The 25,815-nt window shown below is 62.0% G+C and carries 19 protein-coding genes and 1 pseudogene; 17 read left to right on the forward strand and 3 right to left on the reverse strand.

From position 1 onward, the window contains the following. The first annotated feature begins 68 nt into the window (after window positions 1-68). Entirely contained in the window at window positions 69-473 is a 405-nt protein-coding gene (locus SMD27_RS06190; protein ID WP_320507446.1) for a tellurite resistance TerB family protein, read from the forward strand. 137 nt (window positions 474-610) lie between these two features. On the opposite strand, the gene SMD27_RS06195 is transcribed toward SMD27_RS06190, so the two are convergent. Further along, window positions 611-1,309, reverse strand: a complete 699-nt coding sequence (locus SMD27_RS06195; RefSeq protein ID WP_320507447.1) for a S24 family peptidase — start codon at window positions 1,307-1,309, stop codon at window positions 611-613. Between the two features lie 370 nt (window positions 1,310-1,679). Between SMD27_RS06195 and SMD27_RS06200 the strand changes: the two genes are divergently transcribed. From SMD27_RS06200 to SMD27_RS06220, 5 genes are all read left to right on the forward strand, one after another. After that, window positions 1,680-2,789 carry a quinone-dependent dihydroorotate dehydrogenase gene (locus tag SMD27_RS06200; protein ID WP_320507448.1) on the forward strand — a complete coding sequence of 370 codons (1,110 nt, stop codon included), beginning with the start codon at window positions 1,680-1,682 and terminating at the stop codon, window positions 2,787-2,789. A 50-nt stretch (window positions 2,790-2,839) separates the two neighbouring features. Next, window positions 2,840-4,228, forward strand: coding sequence for an EAL domain-containing protein (locus tag SMD27_RS06205; protein WP_320507449.1), 1,389 nt, complete (start codon window positions 2,840-2,842; stop codon window positions 4,226-4,228). Window positions 4,229-4,314: 86 nt separating this feature from the next. Next, the gene (locus SMD27_RS06210; RefSeq protein ID WP_320507450.1) at window positions 4,315-5,187 is read left to right on the forward strand and encodes a TIGR01459 family HAD-type hydrolase; all 873 of its coding nucleotides are present in this window, start codon (window positions 4,315-4,317) and stop codon (window positions 5,185-5,187) included. Between the two features lie 72 nt (window positions 5,188-5,259). Continuing rightward, window positions 5,260-7,086: an adenylate/guanylate cyclase domain-containing protein gene (locus SMD27_RS06215; RefSeq protein WP_320507451.1), complete on the forward strand. Its 1,827-nt coding sequence runs from the start codon at window positions 5,260-5,262 to the stop codon at window positions 7,084-7,086. A gap of 99 nt (window positions 7,087-7,185) precedes the next feature. Next, window positions 7,186-7,713 (forward strand): hypothetical protein, encoded by a 528-nt coding sequence (locus tag SMD27_RS06220; protein WP_320507452.1) that lies wholly within the window; start codon window positions 7,186-7,188, stop codon window positions 7,711-7,713. Window positions 7,714-7,747: 34 nt separating this feature from the next. Here the strand turns inward: SMD27_RS06220 and SMD27_RS24105 are convergent. Continuing rightward, window positions 7,748-8,693 (reverse strand): annotated as a pseudogene (locus tag SMD27_RS24105) (LysR substrate-binding domain-containing protein). A gap of 117 nt (window positions 8,694-8,810) precedes the next feature. On the opposite strand from SMD27_RS24105, the gene SMD27_RS06235 reads away from it, so the two are divergent. From SMD27_RS06235 to SMD27_RS06280, 11 genes are all read left to right on the forward strand, one after another. Continuing rightward, window positions 8,811-9,083 carry a hypothetical protein gene (locus tag SMD27_RS06235; protein ID WP_320507455.1) on the forward strand — a complete coding sequence of 91 codons (273 nt, stop codon included), beginning with the start codon at window positions 8,811-8,813 and terminating at the stop codon, window positions 9,081-9,083. Next, complete coding sequence (locus SMD27_RS06240; protein WP_320507456.1) at window positions 9,080-9,844, forward strand: alpha/beta hydrolase; 765 nt, start codon at window positions 9,080-9,082, stop codon at window positions 9,842-9,844. Before SMD27_RS06235 ends, SMD27_RS06240 begins: the two co-directional genes overlap by 4 nt. Before the next feature lie 107 nt (window positions 9,845-9,951). Beyond that, a complete protein-coding gene (locus tag SMD27_RS06245) occupies window positions 9,952-10,926 on the forward strand; it encodes an MBL fold metallo-hydrolase (RefSeq protein WP_320507457.1) in 975 nt (324 codons plus the stop codon). Between the two features lie 245 nt (window positions 10,927-11,171). Further along, the gene (scpA, locus tag SMD27_RS06250) at window positions 11,172-13,322 is read left to right on the forward strand and encodes a methylmalonyl-CoA mutase (protein WP_320507458.1); all 2,151 of its coding nucleotides are present in this window, start codon (window positions 11,172-11,174) and stop codon (window positions 13,320-13,322) included. Window positions 13,323-13,338: 16 nt separating this feature from the next. Further along, window positions 13,339-19,530: a coiled-coil domain-containing protein gene (locus SMD27_RS06255; protein WP_320507459.1), complete on the forward strand. Its 6,192-nt coding sequence runs from the start codon at window positions 13,339-13,341 to the stop codon at window positions 19,528-19,530. A 29-nt stretch (window positions 19,531-19,559) separates the two neighbouring features. Next, window positions 19,560-21,434, forward strand: a complete 1,875-nt coding sequence (locus SMD27_RS06260) for an ABCB family ABC transporter ATP-binding protein/permease (RefSeq protein ID WP_320507460.1) — start codon at window positions 19,560-19,562, stop codon at window positions 21,432-21,434. After that, window positions 21,434-22,417 (forward strand): methylmalonyl Co-A mutase-associated GTPase MeaB, encoded by a 984-nt coding sequence (gene meaB, locus SMD27_RS06265; protein WP_320507461.1) that lies wholly within the window; start codon window positions 21,434-21,436, stop codon window positions 22,415-22,417. Before SMD27_RS06260 ends, meaB begins: the two co-directional genes overlap by 1 nt. 138 nt (window positions 22,418-22,555) lie before the next feature. Further along, window positions 22,556-22,849, forward strand: a complete 294-nt coding sequence (gene rpmB, locus SMD27_RS06270; protein ID WP_320507462.1) for a 50S ribosomal protein L28 — start codon at window positions 22,556-22,558, stop codon at window positions 22,847-22,849. Between the two features lie 289 nt (window positions 22,850-23,138). Then, the gene (locus SMD27_RS24110; RefSeq protein ID WP_379991168.1) at window positions 23,139-23,354 is read left to right on the forward strand and encodes a VUT family protein; all 216 of its coding nucleotides are present in this window, start codon (window positions 23,139-23,141) and stop codon (window positions 23,352-23,354) included. Continuing rightward, window positions 23,276-23,719: a queuosine precursor transporter gene (locus SMD27_RS06275; RefSeq protein WP_320507463.1), complete on the forward strand. Its 444-nt coding sequence runs from the start codon at window positions 23,276-23,278 to the stop codon at window positions 23,717-23,719. The genes SMD27_RS24110 and SMD27_RS06275 overlap by 79 nt, the downstream gene beginning before the upstream one ends. A 142-nt stretch (window positions 23,720-23,861) precedes the next feature. After that, window positions 23,862-24,632, forward strand: a complete 771-nt coding sequence (locus SMD27_RS06280; RefSeq protein ID WP_320507464.1) for a dienelactone hydrolase family protein — start codon at window positions 23,862-23,864, stop codon at window positions 24,630-24,632. Window positions 24,633-24,651: 19 nt separating this feature from the next. Here the strand turns inward: SMD27_RS06280 and SMD27_RS06285 are convergent, their stop codons facing one another. Then, window positions 24,652-25,578: an amino acid ABC transporter substrate-binding protein gene (locus SMD27_RS06285; RefSeq protein ID WP_320507465.1), complete on the reverse strand. Its 927-nt coding sequence runs from the start codon at window positions 25,576-25,578 to the stop codon at window positions 24,652-24,654. Window positions 25,579-25,815 lie beyond the last annotated feature (237 nt).

The raw sequence follows: 25,815 nt of genomic DNA on the forward strand, positions 1-25,815 counted from the left end.
GTGTTTCCGTCCGATCCCGTTAGATTGACCGCCGTTTCCGCCTGATCCACCAACGACCGGAGTAAACGATGATCAATCACCATGCCGCGCTGATCTATACGATGGTGCTGATGGCCGCTGCCGATCGCGATATGTCGGATGCGGAAATGACCTCAATCGGCGATATCATCGGCCATCTGCCGGTGTTCCGGGATTATGACCGCAACGATATCGCCAAGACCTCGGGCGCTTGTGTCGACCGGCTTCAGGGCGATAACGGTCTGATGAATATCCTGCAGGACATCAAGAAGGCGCTCCCGGTGAAGTTGCGTGAAACCGCTTACGCGCTGGCCTGCGATGTCGCCGCAGCCGATGGCAAGGTGACCCAGGAAGAGGCGCGTTTGCTGGAAATGATCCGCGATACGCTGGATGTCGGCAAATTGCCGGCTGCCGCGATCGAACGGGCTGCGCGGGCGCGTCACGTCGCCCTCTAAGACATCTATCACGCGATAATTCGTCTCAAAACGTTCATGGGCCGCGTTGCCGCAGCCCATGACCGTTCGTCGTCCCAGACCGTGAGACCGTCAGTGCTGGCGTTCCGCTCTTAAGCCACTGACGGTGCCAGTTACGCTTACTGTGATGCCCAGATGATGCGGGCCAGCCACTGCACCTGATCGGCGGCGAGGAATTGCCCCGTATTCGTCGCCACACCGTTCTTTGCCAGCGGTTCGAGATAAAGTCCGTCAGTATCGCGCCGGCCAAGCCGACGTATCTGCACGCCGGCACCGGCGGTACCGATCAGGACGCGGTCGCCACGGCGGATTTCCGCACCCGGCGAGACCACGACCACATCACCGTCGCGGTAGATCGGGTCGAAATCGTGACCGTTGATCTCGATGGCATAAGCATCGGGATCGGTCGCCAGGGTCGATGAAATGCGGCCCCAGGCGGTGCCTTGCGGCCGGCCATTGGCATCGAAGCAATCTCCTTCCGCGACCCGGCTGAAGGCGACCACCGGCAAAGCACGAGCCCCGGGTACGGGCTGCCCCGTCTTGGCGATGATCCGATTGCCGCCGGGTGTCGCTTCAAATCCGCTGCCCGGCGCGCCGGTCAGAGTCACGAAGCCGCTGAAACTCTCGCCGGTCACCGCGAGAACCTTGGAGAGGGATTCTGTGCTGGGCCAGCGGGGGCGGCCTTCTCGGGTAATCCGCTTACTTGGGTTGAATGCCGTCGGATCAAGTCCGGCGCGGCGGGCCAGGCCAGAGGGGGACAGGCCGTATTTTGCCGCGAGCCGGTCGATGCCGCGCCACACATCTACGTGTTGCAACATAGTCAAGCCTCCTTCTTGTCCTTTTTCGTTATCAGCGTTACGCGGGCTCCTGGCGCAATGCGCGATGGTCCGGCGCCATGCTGACGCATCAAATCCTATGCCAATCTTGATCCCATCCTAGGACCCTTCGAAAAGCTCACAATTGCAATGATTTGCCAACAATTTCGAAATTTTTGCTAGTTGGAGCAAGGAATTTTTCGCATTATGCAAACCAGATATTTGCATTTTGCAATGAGCTATTCTCAGAATGCAAATATATCAATCGACGACTGTTGGCGGGTTGGTCTTCCGGCGGACGCCTGCTATAGGCTCCCCAGCATAGGGCGGGCGCCGCTGCGCCGTAGGATAATAACGGGACCGTCGGAACGTCATGGCCGTCGATTTTTATAGATATGTGGGGCCGCTCTTGCGCCGCCTCCCGGCGGAAAGCGCCCATCGGTTGGCCGTCCGGGCGCTCCGCTTGGGATTGCCCGCGGGCCTCGGCATGGCAGCGCCCGATAAGTTAACAGCGACGCGCCTGGGGCAGCGTCTCTGGGGGCTGGATTTTCCAAATCCGGTCGGCTTGGCGGCAGGATTCGACAAGAATGGCGAGGTTTGGCGGCAGGCTTTGGCCCTGGGCTTCGGTTTTGTCGAGATCGGCAGTGTCACGCCGCGGCCGCAACCCGGCAATCCGCTCCCCCGGCTGTTCCGCCTGCCCCAGGCCGAAGCGGTGATCAACCGCATGGGGTTCAATAACGCCGGTGCTGAGGCTATGGCCCAACTTCTGGCAGGGCGGAACGGACTATCCAATCGCCAGGGCATCCTCGGCATCAATCTAGGCAAGAACAAGGCGACCGAAGACGCCGCCGCTGATTACGAAATCGGTATCCGCCGGTTGGCGCCTTTTGCTGATTACCTCGTGATCAACGTGTCTTCACCCAACACGCCCGGTCTGCGCGCCTTGCAAGGTCGAGCGCCGCTGCAGGAGTTGATTCGCCGTAGCCGTCAGGCGTTGGCCGCGACCCTGCCGGACCAGGCGCCGCCGCTGTTGCTGAAGATCGCGCCGGATCTGACATCGGAAGATCTGGCCGATATCGCCGCCGTCGCTTTGGAAAGTGGACCCGGCGCGTCGGCCGGGCTCGACGGGCTGATCGTCAGCAACACCACCATCACCCGCCCGGCCGGGATTGATCAGCTGCTGGCCAAGGAAACCGGCGGGCTGAGCGGGCGGCCGCTGTTCCCTTTATCAACCGAGATTCTGCGCCAGATGTATCGGCTGACCGGAGGGCGCCTGCCGATCATCGGCACCGGCGGAATTTCCAATGCGGCAGAGGCCTATGCCAAGATCCGGGCTGGCGCTTCATTGGTGCAGCTTTACAGCGCGCTGGTCTATCACGGGCCCGCACTGGTGACCCGGATCAACCGGGATCTCGCCGAGCTGCTGGCGAAGGATGGCTTCGATAATGTTTCGGCGGCGGTCGGCGCTGATCATCGTGCATGAAAGCGCGCCTTAATGCAGTCTTAACCGTAAACCGTTAAGCAGGACGAACGATGCGACGCGGATCTCACGTCCTGATCTTTTGTCTTTATGCGCTGGCCGCTGCGGTTCTGGCGTATGGCCTGCCGCGTCATCTGCCGATGATCAAGCTGGAGATAGCGATCATCGCCGGTGGCTTCATCCTCCTGTTCGCGGCGCTGCTGCATGTTCTGCTGGCCCTGGCGGCGCATAACAAAGCCTTGCGCCGTGAGATGGCTGAGGTCGAACAGGCGATGAACCGCCTTTATGGCGATCAGCAGCGCCTCACCGTCACGGTGGAGCGGATCGATGAATCGCTAACGGCGTTGGAAAATCAGGCGGCACCGGACGTCGGCAATGTGGTGGCCGAGGTGAAGGTGCTCCAGTCGTTGGTGGAGCGGCTTTACTCCGCCCGTGCCAATGACACGGTCTCCCAGCAAGCTGAAAAGGCTGCCGCTGCGCCGGTGGCTGCCGCGGCAGCCGCCGGTGCGCCGATGGCTTTGGGACAGGCCGCCGCTGTTCAATCGGAAAAAAAGCCCAACCCGGCACGCCGTCAAGTCCAGAAACCTGCACCCGCTGCTGCCGCGGAGGCCGGAAAAGCCGTCTCGCCGACCGAAGCCAATGGCGCTAGTCTGCCGATGCCGCCCATCGCCGAAGGGCTGGACGAAAGCACCATTCTCGATCTTGTGCGCGATGGTCTGCGGGAAAACGGTGTCGAGCTGGCAGTCCAGCCGATCGTCAGCCTGCCGCAGCGCAAGCGGCGCTATTTCGAATGTTCCTCGCCGATCCGCGTTGGCCAGGACCGCGTTTTGGTACCGGAACAATATATCGACATTGCCGAACGGCATGGCTTGATCACGGCGATCGACAATCTGATGCTGTTCCGCTGCATTCAGATGCTGCGCCGCTTGCGCCGCTCGAATGCCACGACCGGCTTCTTCCTGAACATCTCCCATTACACCCTGGCAGACCGCGACTTCTTCCGGCAATTCATCAATCTGATGTCACAGCACGTCGAATTGGCGCCCAATCTGATTTTCGAGTTCTCCCAGCGGGCGATCGAGAATGCCGATCCGGCACTGTGGGGCGACCTAGGCCGGCTGGCGCAGATGGGCTTCCGTTTCGCCATCGATCAGATCTACAGCCTGGATATCGATGTCGCCGATCTCTCCAGTCGGCATTTTCGCTTCCTGAAGCTCGACGCGACGAATCTGCTGGAGGCGGTCTCCGCCGGCCAGATCGGGGACGATCCCAGCGCGCTGAAGCGCATTCTCGATTCCTATGCCATCGACCTCATCGTCGAGGGGATCGAGAACGAAAACATGTTGCGCGAATTGCTGGATTTGCACATCGATTTCGGCCAGGGCTATCTGTTCGGCGAGCCGCGCCTGGTGCGCAGCGAAATGGCCAGTCCGCTCACTTAAATCACGGCCATTGACTTAGGTCCCGTTGCCGGGCAAAGCCGTCTTGCCATCATTTCCGCTTTGTTTCTTTTGGACTGAGTGCTGTCATGCCCGATCAACTCCTTTTTCCGCGCGGCGTCCGTGACCTGATCGACCAGATCGATTGCGTCATCCTTGACCTTTGGGGCTGCATGCATGATGGCGTGACCTGCTATCCGGCGGCGATGGACTGCCTGCATCACCTGCGCCGGGCTGGCAAAAAAGTCGCGATCATTTCCAATGCGCCGCGCCGTATCGGTGAGGTGGCGAAAAGGATCGCCGAAATGGGCATCACGCCGGATCTTTATGACGGAATCTATTCGTCCGGCGAGGAAACCTGGCACCAATTGCATGATCGCCCGACGCCGGAATTCCGCCATATCGGCCGCGCTGTCTACCCCTTCATGTCGGCAAAGGACCAAACCCTGTTGAGCGGCCTAAATCTGGACGTGGTGCAGGATGTCAGCCGCGCCGGCTTCCTGCTGGCGATCGGGGTTGACGGGCCGCAGGATACGGTCGAGCAGTTCGAGGAGGTGTTGCGCCGGGCCGTCTGGGACGGGCTGCCATTGATCTGCGCCAATCCCGATCTCCTGGTTCATCGCGGCGGCGTCGCGGAAATCTGTGCGGGTGCGATCGCTGCCCGGTTCCAGGAACTGGGCGGGAAGGTGATCTATAACGGCAAGCCTTATCCTGGCATCTATCAGCGATGTTTTGCCGAAATGCAGGTCGACGACCCGGCGCGCGTGTTAGCGATCGGTGATTCCTGCCGCACCGATGTGGCGGGGGCCATGGCGGCGGGAGCAAAATCGCTTTTCCTCGGCGGCGGCATCCATCACGGCGAGGTGCTGAAGGATGGGGAAATCGACCGCCAAGCCACCATGGGCCTGCTGCGGCACTATGAAGTGACAGCGGATTACGCCATGCCGGCCCTTGCCTGGTGATGCGCGTGCTTGCCCAATGATCACTCATCGGGCGATCCTGTCCGACACAGCGGCGCAATTGAGATCGTACCGATGGCTGAGCAGCAGAGCCGGACCTGGATCACCGAATTCGACCATCCGCCGGAGGTAATCTGGTCGTTGATGGCCGATACGGCCAGGTTCAATGAAGCAAGCGGCCTGCCGATTCATATCGTCAGCGAAACGGTGCAACCGGATGGTAGCGTCCTTGCCATCGCCAGGGCGAAGATCGGACCGGTCAAACTCGAATGGCGCGAGATCCCGGCGAACTGGATCAGCGGGCAATGGTTGGAACACAATCGTCTATTCACGCGCGGCCCGCTGCGCTTCCTCGGGGCGGAAATAGAGCTCGAACCAAGCGATCGCGGCTGCCGCATGACCTACCGGGTGAGGGCGAGTCCCGCCAATTGGTTCGGCCGGCTGGTCCTGGCGACCGGTTTCTTCCGCGCGGCCGAACGCAGCTTCAGGCGTATGACGGCCTCGGCCAATGCCTATGCCAAAGGTGAAGCGGAACAGGTCTTTCCCTATACGCCGCCGCCAGTCTCGCCGGGGTTGCGAAGCCGTCTCGACCGGATCATCGCCGAGATCGAGGCGACCCCGAATGGCCATGGCCTTGCCCGACGTTTGGCCGATTTCGTGGTTACGGCTCAGGAAGTCGATCTTTGGCATATTCGACCACTGGGCCTGGCGCATCGATGGAACCGGCCGGCTTTGCACGTGATCGAGCTCTGTTTGCAGGCGGTGCGCAGCGGCCTGCTGGAATTGCGCTGGGATTTGCTTTGTCCAAGTTGCCGCGGCGCGAAAGCCTGGTCGGGAACCCTCGACCAACTGCCGCGGAAGGTGCATTGTCCCACCTGCAATATCGATTACGACCGCGAATTCTCCCGCAATGTCGAAGCCAGCTTCCGGCCGAGCCCGGCGATCCGCGCGCTGGAGACGGGCGAGTATTGTGTCTGGGGACCGATGTCGGAACCGCATGTGAAATTGCAGGTTGCGATCGCTCCCGGCGAAAACCGGGATTTCTCGCTCGCGCTTGTGCCAGGTCCCTTTCGGTTGCGCACTTTCGAGGGCGGTCCGGTCGAGGAGATCGACTGGCACGATGATCATCGATTGGCATTTGCTCATCTCGGCGACACGATCCGGCGGGATGATCTTTCCATTGCGGGCGAAAACCCGCGAAGTCCAAAAGGCCGTGCGACGATCCGCCTGGAAAACCGCAGCGACAGGTGGCGGACCTTCGTGATCGAGGATCGGCATTGGATTGCCGAGGCCCTGACCGCCGACCGGGTGACGGCCCTTCAAGCCTTCCGCGACCTCTTCTCCGATGATGTGCTGCGGCCGGGCGACGACGTGACGGTCGGTCATGTGGCTCTGCTTTTCACCGATCTCAAGGGATCGACGGCGCTGTATCGCCGGGTCGGCGATGCGGCGGCTTATCGCCTGGTGCGCAATCACTTCGCCTTTCTGACGGCCGTCATCCGGGCCCATGAAGGCACCGTGGTGAAGACCATCGGCGATGCCGTCATGGCGGCCTTCATCGATAATAACCAGGCGGTCGCGGCGGCACTCGCAATCCAGGGCCGGATCGCCGATTTCAATCGCGAGAACGGATTGAGCGAGGGGTTGGTGATCAAGCTCGGCATTCATGCCGGTCCGGTGATCGCGGTCACCTTGAATGACCGGCTCGATTATTTCGGTTCGACCGTCAATATGGCGGCGCGGCTACAGGGCCAATCCGTCGGCGGTGACCTGATCCTCTCGGCGGAGGTGGCAGCAGGCGAGTCATTAGCGCCACTGCTCAGCAACCTGACGGTTCTCGCCGACCAGGCGGTGCTGAAAGGTTTCGACACGCCGCAGCCTTTTGTTCGTGTCCGACCTTGAGTTGCGCCTCCCGAAGCGCAGTAACGAATTATAAAGGTGGCAGCGCCAGTCTGGGGCCGATGACGGGATCGATGACCCGGCCAGAAGGGGTGATGCGACGTGAAGCCCGAGAATACGAGCGGGAAAAGACCGGGCGGCGACGAATGTCAGCGCCGCTATCTGGAATTATGCTTGCAGGCGCGTGGTTCGAATGTTCACGAAGAAACCCTGCTCGCGACCGATTATCTGAATCATATCAACGAAATCGTCATGCTGCTGGAGCTCATCCCCGATCTTCCGGATTGTCTGGAGGATTGCAAGGCATGGCGACCGCTCAGTTATCAGGAGCATTTCGCCCAAAGCGGTATCGCCGATCGCGATCTGGCGATCGAAGCCTACGACTATGTCCCGGCGGAATTCCGCCAGCCATTTGACCGGCTGGTGGGTGAAATGAACCGCCTGGTGGCGCTCTCGGTCGTCAGGCTGGAGCAGTTGCTGACGAAAGGCGAGGATGATGTCCTCCGCCTGGTGGCCTCCCGCGCCTCGCATAATCTTCAGGACCTGATCGGTCAGGCCAGCGCAGTCATTCACGGCCATGCCGAAATCATGGGCCAGGACAAGATCGACGCACTGATGGAATTGGGCTGAAGCCTAGTGTTTTGCGGAACGGCGCCGGATGCCTTTAAGCCTCCCGAGCGATTTTTCCAACCGCCGGCTCTTTGCTCAGCCGCTCAACCAGAAAATCGACAAAGGCCCTCAGTTTCGGCGGCTGGACATGGCCGCGCGGAAAGACCGCATGGAGTTCGGGGCAACGGCCGAACCAGCCGGGCAGTATCGGCCGCACAAGTCCGTCGGTTACATGGCGGGCCATGATCATATCGGTCGCCATCATGAGGCCGGCGCCTGCGAATAGCGGCGCCTTGAGAATCTCCGGATCATCGGCCTCGATCACCGGTGTAATTTCATAGCTTTCGACAACGCCGTCCCTGCTCATTGTCCAAGCATAGCCGCCGGCGCGCCGGGCGATACGGGTGACCAGTGCGGAATGGCGTTGCAAATCGAAAGGATGCGCGGGCTCCCCATGCTCGGCCAGGTAAGCGGGGCTTGCGTAAATACGATTGGGTAGCACCGCCAGGCGTCGCGCGACCAATGCGGAGTCAACCAGCGGCCCCATGCGGAGCGCGACGTCGATCTGCTCTTCGACCAGGTCGAGCGTGACTGAGGACGAGGTCGATATGCACCTCGGGATAGAGCGAGCGGAATTCCGCCAGCAAAGGCCCGACCAGGCTGAGCATCAACGAATAGGATGAGCTGACGCGCAGCGTGCCGCGCGGCCGGCCCTGCAGCTGTCCAACCGATGCCTCGGCTTCGGCCAGCGCCTGGACGATGTGGCGGCATTGCTGGAAGTACACCGCGCCCGCTTCCGTCAAGCTCAGCCGCCGGGTCGTGCGATGAAGCAACTGCGCGCCCAATTTCAACTCGAGCTCGCGGATACGTCGGCTGACGGTTGTCTTGGGGAGGCGAAGCTTCTGGGCGGCGGCGGTAAAGCTGCCGCCTTCGACGACTTTGATGAAAGCGAGAGTATCGTTGAGGTGGGCTTCCATATGGAACTCGATTGTGCCACCCATGGCACAATCTTTGCGGAAATCTCCGAATAATCAAGCCGGTTTCGTGGGCGTAGACAGGGGATGTGCCGAGGGAAACCTGTCTCGGCTGTAACCCAGATCCCTTCTAGGAGTACGACAATGAACCGTTTTCTGACCTCAATCTTCGTCTTAGGAGCACTCACCGCCATGATCCAGACTGCCAATGCCGCGTCCGATGCGGCGAAGGACCTCCGCATCGATCCGCAGGTGCGGGCGTTCCTGTCGAACGTGAACAAGGACCCGAGCCCCTTCTGGACGCTTCCCGGGCCGCAGGTGCGGGCGGTGCTGACCGGGTTACAGGCCAAGACACCGGTTGACCTCTCGGGTGTCATCATTCCGAGAAGACAATCAGCCAGGATGGCCGCAGCGTGAAGCTTTACATCATGAAGCCGGAGCATATTACCGGAACGCCACCGGTGCTGCTCTTTATCCATGGCGGCGTGTGGATCGCCGGCAATTTCGAAAACCACAAGCGGCTCGTCCGTGATCTGGTGGTCCGGTCAGGTGCCGCCGCCGTTTTCGTCGAATACACGCCGATTCCGGACGCAATTTTCCCGACCCAGATCGAGCAGAGTTATGCAGCGGCCAAATGGATCGCAGCGCATGGTGCCGAGCTCGGTCTGGATGGCAGCCGTATGGCCGTCGCTGGCAATTCGGTGGGTGGCGATATGACCGCTGCCCTCGCATTGATGGCGAAGGATCGCGGCGGACCGGACATCCGGTTGCAGGTACTCCTCATCCCAGCAACTGACACTAATTTCGAGACGCAGTCCTATCGCGATTTCGATAGGGGCCGCTTCCTGCCGCGTGCCTTCATGCAGTTCGGCTGGAACATCTACGCGCCGGACGCAAAGACGAGGGCGAATCCCTATGCGGTGCCGATGCGGGCGACGCTCGACCAGTTGCGCGGCTTGCCGCCGGCACTGGTGATCACCGCCGAAAACGATCCGTTGCGCGACGAGGGCGAAGCCTATGCCCGTAAGCTGAAGGAAGCCGGCGTGCCGGTAACCGCGACCCGCTATAACGGCACGATCCATGATTTCGTCTTGCTGAACGGGATCAAGGATGTCCCCAGCACCCAGGCGGCGCTTGAACAGGTCGGTGAAGCCGTCCGCAATGCCTTGATGAAGTGAACCACAGGTGTGAACCGCCAGAAGTGAATCGCTGATGTGACCGAACGGGGAGGCGACCTCACGCTCGCTTCCCCGCCCATCGCTCGCCTTATTCGAAAGGTCCTGTCATGAAATTCCCGTTCGTTTCGGCCGCAATGCTGGCGCTCGCCGTCTCGGCATGCAGCATAACAGCTAAGCCCGCCTCGCCCCTCGCTCATTCTGTTGCGACCGGCTGGGTGGCTCAGCAAGCGCCCGGTTTTTATCGTTTCCGTCTCGGCGACTTCCGGATCACAGTCCTTTCCGATGGCACCGCGCCACGGGATCTGCCCAAGATCATGAGCAAGCCTGAGGCTGTGCGCGCCGCTTTTACGGCGTCGCATCAGGCCCTTCCGGTCGAGCTTTCGATCAACGCCTATCTCATCGATACCGGCGAGAAGCGCATCCTGGTCGATACCGGTGCGGGCGTGCTGTTCGGGCCGAGCTCAGGCTATTTGGTTGCTAATCTGCACGCCGGCGGATATAGCGCGGAGGATATCGATGTGATCCTGCTAACCCATATTCATGGGGATCACTCGGGCGGCCTCAGCATCGGTGGCAAGCCGGTTTTCCCCAAGGCCATCGTATATGTCGACCGGCGCGATCCTGCGCATTGGCTGAGCGCCGAAGAGGAGGCGAAGGCACCCGCCAATCGCCGGACCACCTTTGTCCAGTCACACCAGACGGTCGATCCTTATGTACGTGCCGGACGTCTCCAGACCTTCGATGGGCCGACAGAGCTGTTTCCCGGCATCCGCACTGTCCCGGAATATGGCCATACGCCCGGGCTGACCGGCTATATGCTCGAGAGCGAGGGAAAACAGCTGCTGCTTTGGGGCGACATCATCCACGCCGCCGAAGTGCAGTTCGCCGATCCCACGCTCACGATCGATTATGACGTCGATCCCGTAATGGCCATTGCTACCCGCCAACGCGTGCTTCAGGGCGCGGCTCGGCAGGGCTATTTGGTGGGCGGGGCTCATCTTTCTTTCCCCGGTATCGGACATGTCCGTTTCGACAATGGCCGATATGCCTGGGTTCCGGCGCCATATCAGGCGAAGCCCTGAATAGATCCAAGGCTGTGATTGCTGCCGTCACGAGATGGAATAACGGCGTCCCTCAAGCGCTCTATCGGCGCTGACGGCAGCTCGCACAGGCTTGTCATAAATTTGGACGATTTCTGGACGAGGGCGCGGATTTTTGGCTATATTCCTGCCATGTTGCGCCGCGAAATGCGGCTTTAGCGCAAGCCGGCTGTGAAATTCGGGTGACACCCCGGTGGTCGGTAAGATTGATATTGGGGGAGGGTAGCGTGGTCGATTTTCCGAAGGGTCCGCTGAACGATTGGCGTAAATTGGCGGCCAAGGAGCTGAAAGCGGCCGATCCCGATAGCCTCACCTGGCATACGCCGGAGGGCATTGCGGTAAAGCCGCTTTATACAGCCGAAGACCTGGAAAAGCTGGAAGTGCTCGGCACTTTGCCCGGCCTGCCTCCTTATGTGCGGGGTCCCCGGGCGACCATGTATGCCAACCGCCCCTGGACCATCCGCCAATATGCCGGCTTCTCGACGGCGGAAGAATCGAACGCCTTCTATCGCGAGAACCTGCGCCGTGGCCAGATGGGCCTGAGCGTCGCTTTCGATCTCGCTACCCATCGCGGCTATGATTCTGATCATCCCCGAGTGGAAGGTGATGTCGGCAAGGCCGGCGTCGCCATCGATTCCGTCGAGGATATGAAAATTCTGTTCGACGGCATCCCGCTCGACAAGATGTCGGTCAGCATGACCATGAACGGCGCGGTGTTGCCGGTCCTTGCCGGCTTCATCGTTGCGGGCGAGGAACAGGGCGTTCGCCTGGATCAGCTCTCCGGCACCATACAGAACGATATCCTCAAGGAATTCATGGTGCGGAATACCTATATCTATCCGCCCGCACCCAGCATGCGCATCGTCGCCGATATCATCGAATACACGGCGCAGAACATGCCGAAATTCAACTCGATCTCGATCTCCGGCTATCATATGCAGGAAGCCGGGGCGACGGCGGTGCAGGAACTGGCCTTCACCATCGCCGACGGCCTGGAATATGTCCGCGCCGCTTTGTCGAAGGGTCTGAAGGTCGACGAATTTGCGCCTCGCCTCAGCTTCTTCTTCGCGATCGGCATGAATTTCTTCATGGAAATCGCCAAGCTGCGCGCTGCCCGCTATCTCTGGGCGAAACTGATGCGGCAGTTCGATCCCAAGGACGCGCAATCTTTAGCCCTGCGCACCCATTGCCAGACCTCGGGCGTCAGCCTGACCGAGCAGGATCCCTATAACAATGTCGTCCGCACCACCATCGAAGCCATGGCGGCGGTGCTGGGCGGCACGCAGTCGCTGCACACGAACGCGCTGGATGAAGCCATCGCGCTGCCGACGCCCTTCTCGGCCGGTATCGCCCGCAACACCCAGCTCATCATCCAGGAAGAAAGCGGGATTCCCCATGTGATCGATCCGTTGGGCGGCAGCTATTATGTCGAAAGCCTGACCGACAGCATGGTCAAGGAAGCGGAAAAGCTGATCAGCGAGGTGGAAGCCCTGGGCGGCATGACCAAAGCGGTCGAAAGCGGCATGCCGAAACTGAAGATTGAGGAAGCCGCGGCGCGGCGCCAGGCGCGCATCGACCGCGGCGAGGATATCATCGTCGGCGTCAATAAATATCAGTCCGGCCAGCAGGCGGAGATCGATGTCCTCGATATCGACAACACCAAGGTTCGCCAGCAGCAGATCGCCCGGCTCGAAAAGATCAAGGCCAGCCGCGATGCCGCCAAGGTCGAGGCGGCGCTCAATGCGCTCACCGAGGCGGCACAGAACGAAAATGGCAATCTGCTCGCGCTCAGTGTCGAAGCGATGCGCGCCCGCGCCACGGTCGGTGAGGTTTCTAGCGCCTTGGAAAAGGTTTTCTCGCGCCATAAGGCGGAAATCCGCTCGATCGCCGGCGTCTATGGCGCGGCCTATCAGGACGATCCGGAATTCCGCCGCATCCAGGAAGAGATCAAGGAATTCGCCAAGATCGAAGGCCGCCGACCGCGCCTATTGGTGGTCAAGCTCGGCCAGGACGGACACGATCGCGGCGCCAAGATCATCGCCACGGCCTTTGCCGATATCGGCTTCGATGTCGATGTCGGTCCGCTCTTCCAGACGCCGGATGAAGCGGCGCGGCAGGCGATCGAAAATGACGTGCATGTCATCGGCGTCAGCAGCCAGGTCGCCGGACACAAGACTCTCGTGCCGCAACTCATCCAGTCGCTGAAGCGGCAGGGGGCAGAGGATATCCTGGTAATTTGCGGCGGCGTCATCCCTGCCCAGGATTATGATTACCTGAAACAGGCCGGGGTCGCGGCGATCTTCGGTCCCGGCACCAATATCCCGCGCGCCGCCGCCGAGATTCTCTCACTGGTACACCGCACCCGCAAAGCTGCCTGAACGAGGCGATCCCATCATGGCCGACAACAAACCCGTCCAGGACCGGCGCGGTTATCCGTGGTCCACGACTATCGTCTGCCTGCTCTCATTGGCCTGGCTCATCGCCTGTCTCATCTATCTCGATAGCGCGATCGGTCTTGATATCATCAATGAGCTGATGCCGAATGAGTTGGGGGCCATTGTCACGGCAGCGGCTTTGCCCCTGCTGGTGCTCTGGCTGATTTTCTTCGTCCTGTTGCGACGCCAGGATTTCGCCCGGCATACGGCGAGCCTGGAAGCGCAGTTGCAGCTCCTGACCTATCCCGATGAAGCAAGCGAGGCGCGGATCGCCAGCATCGCCTCGGCTTTGCGCCAGCAATCGATCGACCTCACCCAGGCCACCGATTATGCCGATAAGACCTTGGCGAAGATGCGCGATGTCTTCCGCCATCAGGCAAAGGAACTGGAGGCGGTAGCGCGCAGCAGCAGCGACAAGCAGGCGGAAGTCGAGACGGCCCTGGCCGAGCAGCGGCGCATGTTGGCCGAGATGACTGCAGCGGCCGATTCCCAGCGCGAGCGGATCGAGACGGTGATCGCCGATCAGACAATGGCCCTGGAACGCCTGACGGCGGAAGGCATGGCCCGGGTGGCCGAAGCCATGGATGAGAAGCGCATTGTCATCGAGAGCATCATCGACGGCTTGATGGACCACGGCTCGACGGTGCGCGATGCGATCGAAACCGAAGCCTTGCGGCTCGACGATGTCGCTGAACGCGCTGCCGGCCGGTTGGGCGCCGAAATCGATCAATTGTCGCGCCATCTCAGCGATGCGGCGGAACAGGCGGCACGTCAGGAATCCGCGTTGCGCAATCAGGTGACTGCCCAGGCCGCGGCGCTGGAGACGGCGGGTAACGCCGTTGGCGACAAGCTCAACACGACCATTGCCGATTTGATGAATGGTTTGGCGCAGTCCGGCGATGCGGCCGGCCGCCTGGCGGAAGAAATGGCGGCGCGCCTCACCACCGTGCTGCAGCAAAATCGCGACCGGGCGGCAGATCAGGTCAAGATCGTCGCCGACAAACTGGAAGGACAGATCCAGGCGATTCTCGGTGCCACCCGTCATAGCGAGGCAGCGCAAGGCGAACTCCTGGCTGCTGTCGGACGCCAGGCCGATCTCCTGCAGGAGGGCATCACCACGGCAGGCAAGCGGCTGGAAGCGGTGGTGGCAACCGAACGCGAGGCCCTGGACCAGGCGACGGCGTCGGCAGCACAACGCCATCGTGAGCTTGAGCGGGGGATCGCCGATTATCTGGCGGGCCTCAGCCAGGCGATTGACGGTCATAACAGCAAGCTCGCCGAAACGACCGGCGAAGAGGCGCGTCGCCTCACCTTGCTCTTTGAGGATCTGCAGCACCAGGAGCAGCGGCTCACGGCAGCCCTGGATCAGCATCGCGTCGAGCTTGATCACGCGGCCGATGATGCCGCCACACGTCTCGCTTTGGCCTTGAAGCGCCATCAGGAAGTTGCCTTCGCCAGCTCTTCCGCCACGGTCGCGGAAATGACGCGCAAGACCAGCGAGATTCAGCGCAGCCTGCGCGAACAAGGCGATGCGATCATCGATACGACGCGCGGCATCGCCGATGATCTCATCGTCAGCCTGACTCAATTGAGTGACCAGATTTTGCGGACCGGCGAACAAACGGCGGCCGATAATGCCGCGCTCGAGCAGCTCAGCCGGACCCAGGCGCAGCGTCTCAGCCAGGCGGCCCAGCTTGCCGGCGAGCAGTTCCGCGCTGCCCTGGACCGCCTTGGCGGTGAGATCGCAGCGGTTGCCGCCACCACCGCCGATCGGATCGGCGGGCATGGCCGTGCCTTGAACAGCGAACTGGAGCGGCATCGGCAATCCATTGCGGAAGCAGCTCACGAGACGGTCGATCAGCTGGCCGCGCGAATTGGCGATCTTGGCCGCCGCATGGACGAGGTCGGCATCGCGGTTGGCGAGCAATCGGAGAAACTGGCGGAACTGGTTGATCAGCAAGGCGTCCGCCTCGGCCTCGCTGCCGATGCCTCGGCGCAACGTTTCAAGGTCCAGGCAGAGGCGCATCAGGCACATCTCGACGGTCTCGTCGCTTTGGCCGAACGCAAGAACAACGAACTCGTGCAATTGCTCGACAAGCAGGCGATGATCCTGGAGGCCGCTGCCAATCGCGGCGCCGGCCGGTTCTCGGCATTGCTGGCAGAGCAGCGCCAGCATATCGCCGATGTGATCGCCGATACCGAGGCCCGCAATGGCGAGCTCACCGCGCTGATCGATCAGCAAGGGCAACGTCTGGATGATGCGGCGGACAAGGCCGGCCAGCGCTTCCTTGACCACTTGAAAGCCCATGAGCAGCGTTTGGCGGAAATCAGCGATCTCGCCGATCGCCGACAGCGTGAACTGGCGACGACGGTCGATGCCGAAGCGGCGCGGCTGGAACAGCTCCTTCAATCCTCGGCAAGCCGCATCACCGACGATGTCACCCGCCATGGCGAAACCCTGGACGCTGTCAGCACGACGGCTTCGATCCGTTTGCGCTCTGAGATCGTGCAGCAGATCGCCGCCCAGGAAAAGACGATTGGCGAATTGGAGCAGCGCCTGCGCGAAATGCAGGTGGCCTTGCAAAGCCAGGGAGACCGCCTCGGGACGGCGGCAAACGAGGTGGCACTCAAGCTTGATCAATCCCTGCAGGCGGCCTCGATCCGTTTCGCGGGGGAAGTCGTCCAGCAGGGAAAAAGCATCGCGGAGACCGGCGCCACTGCGATTGCCCGCCTGCAGGCGGAGATCGCCCAGCAGATTACGACGCAGAAGCAGGTCTTTGCCGATCTCGAGCGTCAGGCGGGTGAGATGCGCTTCGTAGTCCAGACACAGGGCGAGAGTCTCAATGCCTCAGCTGGTGCGGCGACGGAGAAGCTCGGCCTCTTACTGCAGGCAGCTGCAACACGCTTTGCCGAGGACATCTCCCGGCAGGGCCAGCGGCTGGAGGAAACCAGTACGACGACGGCCTCCCGCCTGCGCGACGAAATCGCCGGGCAGATCGCGCTCCAGGAAAAGGCGATTGCCGATCTCATCCAGCGCGCCCAGGAGATGCAGGCCGCCTTGCAGACGCAAGCTGAAAGCCTGAAAGCTGCCGCCGGCAGCGCCACTGAAAACCTGGATCAGTTGCTGCAGGCCGCTTCCACCCGTTTTGCCGAAGATATTTCCCGGCAGGGCGGCCGCCTTGAGGAAACCACCACTGCCGCCGCCGAACGGCTGCGTGCGGAAATCGCCGAGCAGGCGTCGGCGCAGGAAAAGGCCATTACCGATCTCGCCGAGCGCGCTAAGGATTTGCAGACGGCACTACAGACAGAAAGCCAGCGCCTGAATGATACCGCCGGCGAGGCCACGGCCAGGCTGACGCAACTGCTGCGCAGTACTGCAACTCGTTTCGCCTCGGACCTCTCGGAACAGGGCGCGACGCTGGAGCAACTGAGTGCAGCCACGGCGGAACGGCTGGCCGCTGAGATCGCCCGCCATGCCGCTGCCCACGAAACCGCCACTACCGAGCTCGAAAAGCGCAGCCGCAATTTGCAGGCGCTGCTGGAGGAACAAAGCAGCCGTTTGAACAGCCTGGCCGGCGAGACCACCGGCAAGCTCAGCGAGACTCTGGCGTCGTCGTCAACGCAATTCGCCGAGAAGATGGGCGAGCAGACGAAGATGCTGGAGCAGGTCAGCGAAACCACAGCCAAGCGCCTGGAAGAGCAGATCGCGCGCCAATCGGCGGCCCAAGATGCCAGCATCCTGCAGCTCGAACAACGCAGCCGCGATCTCCAATCCACCTTGCGGGGCGAAACTGATCGCCTATCGGCTTTGGCAGAAACTGCGGCCGAGAAGTTCGAGGAACTGCTGCGACAGCAGGCTGCGGCGTTGCAGTCTACCGTCGAGGCAGTGGGTGAGAAAACCACGGTTTTGACCGCGGCAACCGTGGAACAGCGCGAAGCGTTGATCAAGGTGGCAACGGAAGCTGCCAGCCTGTTCGAAACCGCTTTAACGAAACATGCCCAGGATATCGCCAAGGCGACGGCGGCCGCCGTGCAGGAAAGCGAAGGTCTCGCCGCCGCAGCGCGAGTCCAGGCCGAGCAAATCGCTGCCACCTTGAAGGACGGCTTCACCCGGATCGGCGATATCGGGCGGGAACAGACGACTGCGTTGCAGACGACCGGCGAAACTGCCGCAGCGCAATTGCGCGAAGTGCTGGAATCGGAAAACACTCGGATCGCCGGTCTCTTCGAAGGCATCGCCGAACAGGGACGCCAGATGGCGGCGGCGGCCGATGCGCAGTCGGCCACCCTCGGCAAGGCGACGGCCCAGGCGACCGAGGCGGCCATCACCATGCGCGATGCCCTGGTGACCCAATCCAAGGCGGCCAATCGCGCCGGCGTTGAAATCAATGAACGGGCCGCGGAAGCGGGGCGGCAGTTGCAGGCCCATGCCACGGAATTGGCGAACGCCGTCCAGTCCATCATGTCGAACCATGCAGCCGGCATCCAGGCCGCCAGCGAGGCGGCCGCCGCCCAGGCGGTAACCTTGTCTCAATCGCTGGCGCGTCAGCATGACGATCTGAAGGCGGCGATGCAGGAGACCGCGGAAACCACCGAGAGCATCCGCCAAGCCTTGCGTGCCCAGATCCAGGACCTGCGCGATGTCGCCGAGAAGGTGACGATGGAAGCGCAGGTGATCGGCACCGTCTTCCGCACGGAAGCAGCGACATTGACCGAGGCGGCGGCCAAGGCGACCGGCGGTGCCGGCGATTTGCAGGAATCGCTGCGCCAGCATCTCACTGTGCTCGACGAGGCGGCGCGCCTGGCGCTCGACAAGGCGGCCGCCGCGCGGCAGTCAATTGAACAGCAATGCAGCAACCTGCAGGCAGCGCTCGATGACAGCCTGAAACGCGGCGGCGATTTGGCAACACTTTATCAGACCCATATGCGCCAGCTTGGCGAGGGCAGCGAGGCGGCGAAGCGGAAGCTCACCGAAGTGGGCGAGGCGCTGCAGCAGCGCGCCGATTCGCTGGTGACGATCATCGACCAGACGGTAATCCGGCAGGATGATGTCCATCGGTCCCTCAGCAACCGCGTCGCCGCGATCGGCGAAGCCGGCAAGGCCGGGGAAGAGCAGATCGGTCAGCTTGGCGCCTCGATCGAAACGCTGGTCAAGCTGTTGCGCAACACGACGCAGGAAACCGCCCGCCAGGCCAAGGGCATCGTGCAGTCCTTCCGTGAAGGCGCTGAGGCGCTTAGCACCGTCACCCAGGCCTCGATGAATCAGGTGGGTGGCATAAAGGAAGCCTTGCGCGACCAGGTAGGAGATCTCACGACGCTCAGCAAGCAGGTCGGCGATCTGGCGGAATCGGTCCAGACCCAGCTCCGCGCGCAGATGGCGGATTTCGCCGCGGCGGCCTCTTCGGTGCGCCAGAGCAGCGATGCCGCGCGCAGCGATGCCACCGCCACCACCACCATGCTGGCCCGCCAGGTCACCATGCTGGGAGAGGCGGCCGATCGTATGAAGGCGCATCTCACCGAGGTGACGAGCGATCTCGACCAGCGGATGACCGGCATGCAGGGAGCCGCCGATCAGGCGATGAAGCGCGCCGTGAGCCTCGGCAAGCAGTTCGAGACCCAGGCCAGTGCGCTTGAGCGGGCGATCGCCGATGCCGGCAGCAAGGCCGATCAGCTCGGCCAGGCCTTCCGCAGCCACAGCGCCGATCTAGCCCAAAGTTCCAGCCTGGCGCTGGAACGGCTGGAGCAGTTGCGCCAGACCCAGCACAATGCCACACGGGATGCTTTCCTTCGGGCCGCCGGGGTGATGATCGACGAGTTGAACGGCTTGGCGCTCGACATCCACAACCTGCTCGATACCGAAATCCCCGACGAGGTCTGGAAGCGGTATCGCGACGGCGAAAAGTCGGTCTTCGCCCGTCGCCTGTTCCGCATGAAGGATTCCTACGTCATCCCGGCGATCGAACAGCGTTACCAGCGCGATGAACGCTTCCATGATATGGTCGATCGCTATATTCAAAAATTTGAGGATCTGCTGTCCCAATCCCGCAGTGCAGATCCGGAGGCCGTTCTTGATGCCACCTTCATTACCGCCGATGTCGGCAAGCTCTATCTCGTCATGGCCAATAGCCTCGGCCGTGCCGTCGAACATTGACCGCTTAAGGACACGGCTGGGGACGCGTCATGGCTGACCAGGTCACGACGCCCCAGTCCTCGGTACCGCCGACCCCGACACCCAAGGCGGGCCAGTGGTATGCCTTCAAATCGCTACTGCCGCATCTTTGGCCGGCCGGGCAGTGGGACCTGCGCGTTCGCGTCCTGCTCGCCATCGCCTGCCTGGTGATCGCGAAGGTCGCCAATATCTATGTGCCGATTCTCTTCAAGCACATGGTTGACGATCTGACGCTGAAACCTGGCGTGGCGACCTTGTTGGTCGTGCCGGTCGGCCTGTTGCTCGCTTACGGTCTCGCCCGCGTGCTTTCCCAGGCCTTCGCGGAATTGCGCGATGGCATTTTCGCCAAGGTGGCGCAGCGGGCGATCCGTCAGGTCGCGCTCGACACCTTCCGGCATCTGCATGCCCTGTCGCTGAAGTTCCACCTCGACCGCCAGACCGGCGGCCTCAGCCGGGCGATCGAGCGTGGCGCCAAAGGCATCGAATTCCTGCTCTTCTTCATCCTCTTCAACGTGCTGCCGACGCTGCTGGAAATCGCTCTGGTTTGCATCATCCTGTGGAAGCTCTACGATTGGCGCTTCGCCGCCATCACCGCAAGCACGATCGGTCTTTACATCTGGTACACGCTGACCGTGACCGAATGGCGCATCAAGTACCGCCGGGTGATGAACGAATCCGACCAGTCGGCCAATACCAAGGCGGTCGACAGCCTGCTCAATTACGAGACCGTCAAATACTTCAACAACGAGGCGCATGAGGCGCGGCGTTACGATGTGGCGCTGAAGGTCTATGAACAGGCAGCGGTTAAGAGCCGGACCAGCCTGGCCACCTTGAATGTCGGCCAGGCCTTCATCATCGCCGCCGGCGTCACATTGATGATGGCTCTGGCGGCCAGCGGCGTTGTCGACAAGCGCCTGACCGTCGGCGATTTCGTGTTGGTCAATGCTTATCTTATCCAGCTCTATTTGCCGCTCAATTTCCTCGGCACGGTCTATCGGGAAATTCGCCAGTCGCTGATCGATATGGAGGCGATGTTCGCCCTGCTGCTGGTCGATGTCGATATCGCCGACAAGCCGGGTGCACCGCCGGTCCAGGTCACCGCGGGTGCGGTCGCCTTCGAGAACGTCTATTTCGGCTATGACCCGCGCCGCCCAATCCTGAAGGGCGTCAGCTTCAAAGTCGAACCCGGCCGCACTTTGGCGATCGTCGGGCCCAGCGGCGCCGGCAAATCGACCATCTCACGGCTGCTGTTCCGCTTCTATGACGTGCAACAGGGCCGCGTCACCATCGATGGCCAGGATCTGCGCGACGTGCAGCAGCAATCCGTGCGCGCCGCCATCGGCATCGTGCCGCAGGACACCGTACTCTTCAACGACACGGTCGAATATAACATCGCCTATGGCCGGCCGGGCGCCAGCCGGGCGGAGATCGAGGAAGCGGCGCGGCTGGCGCAGATTCACTCTTTCGTGGCCAAGCTGCCGGACGGTTACGCGACCAAAGTCGGCGAGCGCGGCCTGAAACTGTCCGGCGGCGAGAAGCAGCGCGTCGCCATCGCCCGCACCATTCTGAAAGCACCGCCGATCCTGCTCTTCGACGAGGCGACCTCGGCGCTCGACAGCCAGACGGAGCGGGACATCCAGGCCAATTTGCGTGACATGGCACGCAATCACACGACCCTGGTCATCGCCCATCGCCTCTCCACGGTGATCGATGCCGATGAGATCATCGTGCTGGAAGATGGCCGTGTCGCCGAACGTGGACGGCATCCCGAGCTGCTGGCGGCCAATGGCAAATACGCCGCCATGTGGCGCCGCCAACAGGAAGCGGCGGCCCAGGATGCCGCGTTGATGGCGACGCAGACTGCGACCCAGCGGGAAACAGTCTAATGACGGTGGATGTTGCTGCCTTGGCCGAACGGGTGCTGGCCGGCGATCGGCGGGCACTGGCGCGGTCGATCACCCTCGTCGAATCCGACCGGGCGGATCATCGGCGTTCGGCCGAGGCCTTGCTGGACCGGCTCCTGCCGGTAACGGGCAAGTCAATCCGCCTCGGCATTTCCGGACCGCCCGGTGTCGGCAAATCCACCTTCATCGAAGCTTTTGGCCAGTTCGTGATCGATCAGGGGCGGCGCCCGGCCGTGCTTGCCGTCGATCCCACCTCGCGGGTCTCGGGCGGCTCGATCCTCGGCGACAAGACCCGCATGGCGGAACTGTCGCGCCGGCCGGAAGCCTTCATCCGACCCTCGCCGGCCGGCATGGCGCTCGGCGGTGTCGCGCGCCGTACGCGCGAGGCGCTGCTGGTCTGCGAGGCGGCGGGCTTCGATCTCATCATCGTCGAGACGGTCGGCGTCGGTCAGTCGGAAACCACGGTTGCCGAGATGGTCGATATGTTCCTGCTCTTGCTCCTGCCTTCGGGCGGGGACGACCTTCAGGGCATCAAGCGGGGCATCATGGAACTGGCCGATCTCGTCATCGTCAACAAGGCCGATGGCGATCTCGCTGCCGCCGCCCGGCGGACTGCGGCGGATTACGCCAATGCTCTCCGCCTGATGCATCCGATGCACCGCGCCTGGACCACGGAGGTCGTGCAAGCCTCGGCCCTGCAGGGCACCGGCATGCCGGAAATCTGGGACAAGGTGATCGGCTTCGAGCGCCAGATGTCGGCCAGCGGCGAACTGACCGCGCGGCGCCGCGAGCAGGCGCGCAGCTGGCTCTGGCGCGAATTGTCGGACAGCCTGCTCGAAAGCCTGAAGGCCCATCCGGGCGTGGCCGAACGGCTGGCCATGCTGGAAGCCAGGGTCGTCGCCGGTAAGACGACCCCGGGGGCCGCCGCCCGGGAGCTGCTGGCGCAGTTCTTCAAAGCGGACTGACGGCCTTTCGGGCGGAAACGGCCGGAATCGCCTTGACCAAGCGGCCTTAAACCGGTAGAACCGCCGCGACTTGGCCGGAAAAGGGTTCATCCGGCCGTTTTAATTTAGACAAATATCTGAAAAGAAAAGGATTTGGTCATGGCTCGTCGTTGCGCCATCACCGGCAAGGGTGTTCAGGTTGGCAATAATGTCAGCCATGCCAATAACAAGACCAAGCGTCGTTTCATGCCCAATCTGCAGGAAACCTCGCTGGTCTCGGATACGCTCAACCAGCCGGTGAAGCTCCGCCTGACCGTCAATGCGATCCGGACCATCGAGCATAATGGCGGTCTCGACTCCTTCCTGCTCGGCACGTCGGATTCCAAGCTGACGGACGAAGCCCGCAAGCTGAAGCGCCGGATCGAAAAGGCTGCCGCCAAGGCTGCTGCCTAAGGCCGCGCTGTCCCGGGCCGTTTCGCCCGGTTGTTGACCTTGCCGGAACCGTATTGAAAAGCCCGCGCATGCCGCGGGCTTTTCCGCATTTATGATTAGCCGCGATCGCGGCCCGTCAGCACCTCGCCCGGGCATCTTCCCGGTCACCGAGGAAGGGAGGTATCGATGCTGTCCGATTTCGTTGCCTATCTGGACACTTTGCCGCCCGAGATCTGCTGATCATCGAGATGCTGCTCTGTTTTAACCTGATCCCCGCCATGCTGCAGCTGTTCGGTCCGGCCGGCCCGATGTGCTGACGGAATATTACGGCCGGGCGCCTGCACGGCGCGGCTTCTGGCTTGGTTTTGCCGTCATGCTGCTGATGACCTGCATGATGATGCTGGCCATCGGCTACCGGCCGATGACAGCGGCAGAAGCGGCGAAGCGATGGCCTGGGCATTGCCCAATCACGACCACATCATGGCCCTGTTCCTGCCAGCGCCGACCCTGCTGGCAGCCAGCATGACCAGCTATCTGATCAGCCAGTTCAATGACGTCCCGGTGTTCCAGGAGTTCCGCGCCTGGACCGGCAGCCGTCATATGCGGCTCAGGGCCGGCGGCTCGACGGCGATCTCGGCGCTAATCGACAACATCATCTTCAATAGTCTCGCCTGGATGGTCTTCCCCTGGCTGCTCGGCGAACCGCCGCTCGGCCTCAGGGCGCTTATCTTCACCTATGTCATCGGCACCTATTGGATCCGCTTGGCGATGGCGGTGGCAGAGGCACCCTTCGTCTATCTCGCCGGCTGGTTCCTGCCGCCGGAGGATCGCCTGCGCTACCGGCGGACAGGCTCGTCACCATTGCTGGCTGTGGCGACCGCAACGACGTAATCGGGCTAGGCCCCTCACATCGCTGCCGCCGCGGATCGATGACGGACCGCCCTGAATGGGATTCGGTCTGGATCGATCCGGTGCGGATGCTAAACTGTCGCCGCGCGCAGGCCGATGACGATAGCTGAAATGGAGGTTGCAGATGAACGATCTTCCACGCCGTCATGTCATGACCGGCCTCGCCGGACTGTCCCTCGCGGCATTGCTCGCCGATCCGGTCAAGGTGGCCGCCGCGGCGGAAAGCCTAACCACCATCACCACGAAGACACCGAGCGGCCGCGACATCTCCGGCGCGTTGGGCGTACCGGCCAAGACGCCGGCCGGCGCCGTGGTGCTGGTGCCGGAATGGTGGGGCCTCAACGATCAGATCAAAAGCGTAGCGGCGGAACTGACCAAGATCGGCTATCTCACCCTCGCCAGCGATCTTTATAACGGCAAAGTCGCGACAGATGTGGCGACAGCACGCCAGTTGAAGGATGCCGTGCAGCCCGAGCAGGCGACGGAAACGCTCACCACCTGGATCGACTACCTGCGCAAGCGGCCGGAAAGCAATGGCAAGCTGGCGATGATCGGCTGGTGCTTTGGCGGCGGCTGGTCCCTCCGTGCCTCCTTGGCGCGGCCGGTCGAGGCGACGGTCATCTATTACGGCGATGTCACGCCCGATGAATCCGCCTTGCAGAAACTGAAGGGACCGGTTCTCGGCCATTTCGGCAATCTTGACCAATCGATCACGCCGGAATCGGTGAATACCTTCGAGGCGCGGCTGAAGAAGATCGGCAAGAAAGCGACCATCTATCGCTACAATGCCAATCATGCCTTCGCCAATCCCACCGGCCAGAACTATGAGGCGGCGGAGGCGCGCCAGGCCTGGGATCGCACGGTCGCCTTTCTGCACGAAACCATCGGCAGTTGAGACCGCGGCAACGACCGGCTCAAATCTCCGGTATTGCCTGCAGGATGAAGAGCGCCTTCAGCAGGGCGCTGGGTTCCGAATTTGGAAAATAGACATGGAACAATTCCTGCGCCTTGCCGGAACGATAAAGCCGTGACAAGGCTAGATTTGCAATCACCCGGAGGCGATCGTCGTTCGGGCGTAGCGCGAAAGCGAAAGGTTCCAGGCTAAGGGATTCGTCGGCGACCCGCAGGCTGTCCGGTTCCTTGCTCTGTGCCCGTAAGACAACCAGCGTATCGCGATCCGCGAAATATGCTGCAATCTTCTTGTCCTCCAGCGCTTTCAAGGCGGATAGATGGCTCTCAAAGGTCACCACGTCGCCGGTGATCAGCAGACGGTGCAAGGTTGCGCGCAGCATCGCTTCGGTCGAGGTGTTGCCGACGACGCCGATCCGCTCCCCTTCCAGGTCGCGCATATTGGCGACATCGCTGTCGGTCCGTGTCATCAAACCGGTGCCGGAAACCCAGATTTGCAGGGTGAAGTCGAATTTCTGCATGCGCTGGATCGTTTCCGACGTTCCCTCGCAAAGCAGGTCGATCTTGCCGGTGGCCAGATCGTCGAACCGCGAATCAGCGCTGACCGTGACATAGGTGATGCCGAGATCCGGCATGTTCTGGGTCTCGCGCAAGGTCTTGACGATTTCCTGGCACAACGCCACGGCATAGCCGTCCGGCTTGCCGTCCTTGATTTGAGAGAATGGCGGCTGATCGGCGCGGACACCCAGAATGATCGACTTGCGTTCTTTCAACGCCTCGACCGTATCGGCGCCGGCCGGCGATGCCGTGCATGACAGGAAGATGAGGGCAGAAGCCGTGACGATTGCGAGACCAATTCGCTGCACGGAAGCGAACCAGCCTGCACCCAACCCGCGTGCAGGCCGCGTCGAACCGTGCTGATGCCCTGTCATATGCGCCTCGCCCTTTCCAACATGACGTATCAAGGTATCACGACGCGCCCTGGCTGGAAAACAGCTCGCCCGGAAACAGGCGTCAGAAACACTCGCTTGGGAACGACAACATGCCGATAGGACGCTTTGCTTGTGGGAAGTCCGTTTGATCGGGGCGGCCGCCGAAACAGGCTGCTCTTTCCTAGCAATACGCCGTTCCGCCAGCGCCAGCTTTTCAGCATGGTCGTCTTATCGACG

Source organism: Dongia soli, assembly GCF_034044715.1.
Taxonomy (GTDB): Bacteria; Pseudomonadota; Alphaproteobacteria; order Dongiales; family Dongiaceae; genus Dongia_B; species Dongia_B soli.

Excerpts from the sequence above, each read along its gene's own strand:
- meaB (WP_320507461.1), top strand. The coding sequence starts at position 21,434 with ATGACGGTGGATGTTGCTGCCTTGGCCGAACGGGTGCTGGCCGGCGAT.
- SMD27_RS06215 (WP_320507451.1), top strand. The coding sequence starts at position 5,260 with ATGGCTGAGCAGCAGAGCCGGACCTGGATCACCGAATTCGACCATCCG.
- SMD27_RS06255 (WP_320507459.1), top strand. The coding sequence starts at position 13,339 with ATGGCCGACAACAAACCCGTCCAGGACCGGCGCGGTTATCCGTGGTCC.
- SMD27_RS06275 (WP_320507463.1), top strand. The coding sequence starts at position 23,276 with ATGGCCTGGGCATTGCCCAATCACGACCACATCATGGCCCTGTTCCTG.
- SMD27_RS06190 (WP_320507446.1), top strand. The coding sequence starts at position 69 with ATGATCAATCACCATGCCGCGCTGATCTATACGATGGTGCTGATGGCC.
- SMD27_RS06210 (WP_320507450.1), top strand. The coding sequence starts at position 4,315 with ATGCCCGATCAACTCCTTTTTCCGCGCGGCGTCCGTGACCTGATCGAC.
- SMD27_RS06285 (WP_320507465.1), bottom strand. The coding sequence starts at position 25,578 with ATGACAGGGCATCAGCACGGTTCGACGCGGCCTGCACGCGGGTTGGGT.
- SMD27_RS06195 (WP_320507447.1), bottom strand. The coding sequence starts at position 1,309 with ATGTTGCAACACGTAGATGTGTGGCGCGGCATCGACCGGCTCGCGGCA.
- SMD27_RS06235 (WP_320507455.1), top strand. The coding sequence starts at position 8,811 with ATGAACCGTTTTCTGACCTCAATCTTCGTCTTAGGAGCACTCACCGCC.
- rpmB (WP_320507462.1), top strand. The coding sequence starts at position 22,556 with ATGGCTCGTCGTTGCGCCATCACCGGCAAGGGTGTTCAGGTTGGCAAT.
- SMD27_RS06280 (WP_320507464.1), top strand. The coding sequence starts at position 23,862 with ATGAACGATCTTCCACGCCGTCATGTCATGACCGGCCTCGCCGGACTG.
- SMD27_RS06200 (WP_320507448.1), top strand. The coding sequence starts at position 1,680 with ATGGCCGTCGATTTTTATAGATATGTGGGGCCGCTCTTGCGCCGCCTC.
- SMD27_RS06260 (WP_320507460.1), top strand. The coding sequence starts at position 19,560 with ATGGCTGACCAGGTCACGACGCCCCAGTCCTCGGTACCGCCGACCCCG.
- SMD27_RS06245 (WP_320507457.1), top strand. The coding sequence starts at position 9,952 with ATGAAATTCCCGTTCGTTTCGGCCGCAATGCTGGCGCTCGCCGTCTCG.
- SMD27_RS06205 (WP_320507449.1), top strand. The coding sequence starts at position 2,840 with ATGCGACGCGGATCTCACGTCCTGATCTTTTGTCTTTATGCGCTGGCC.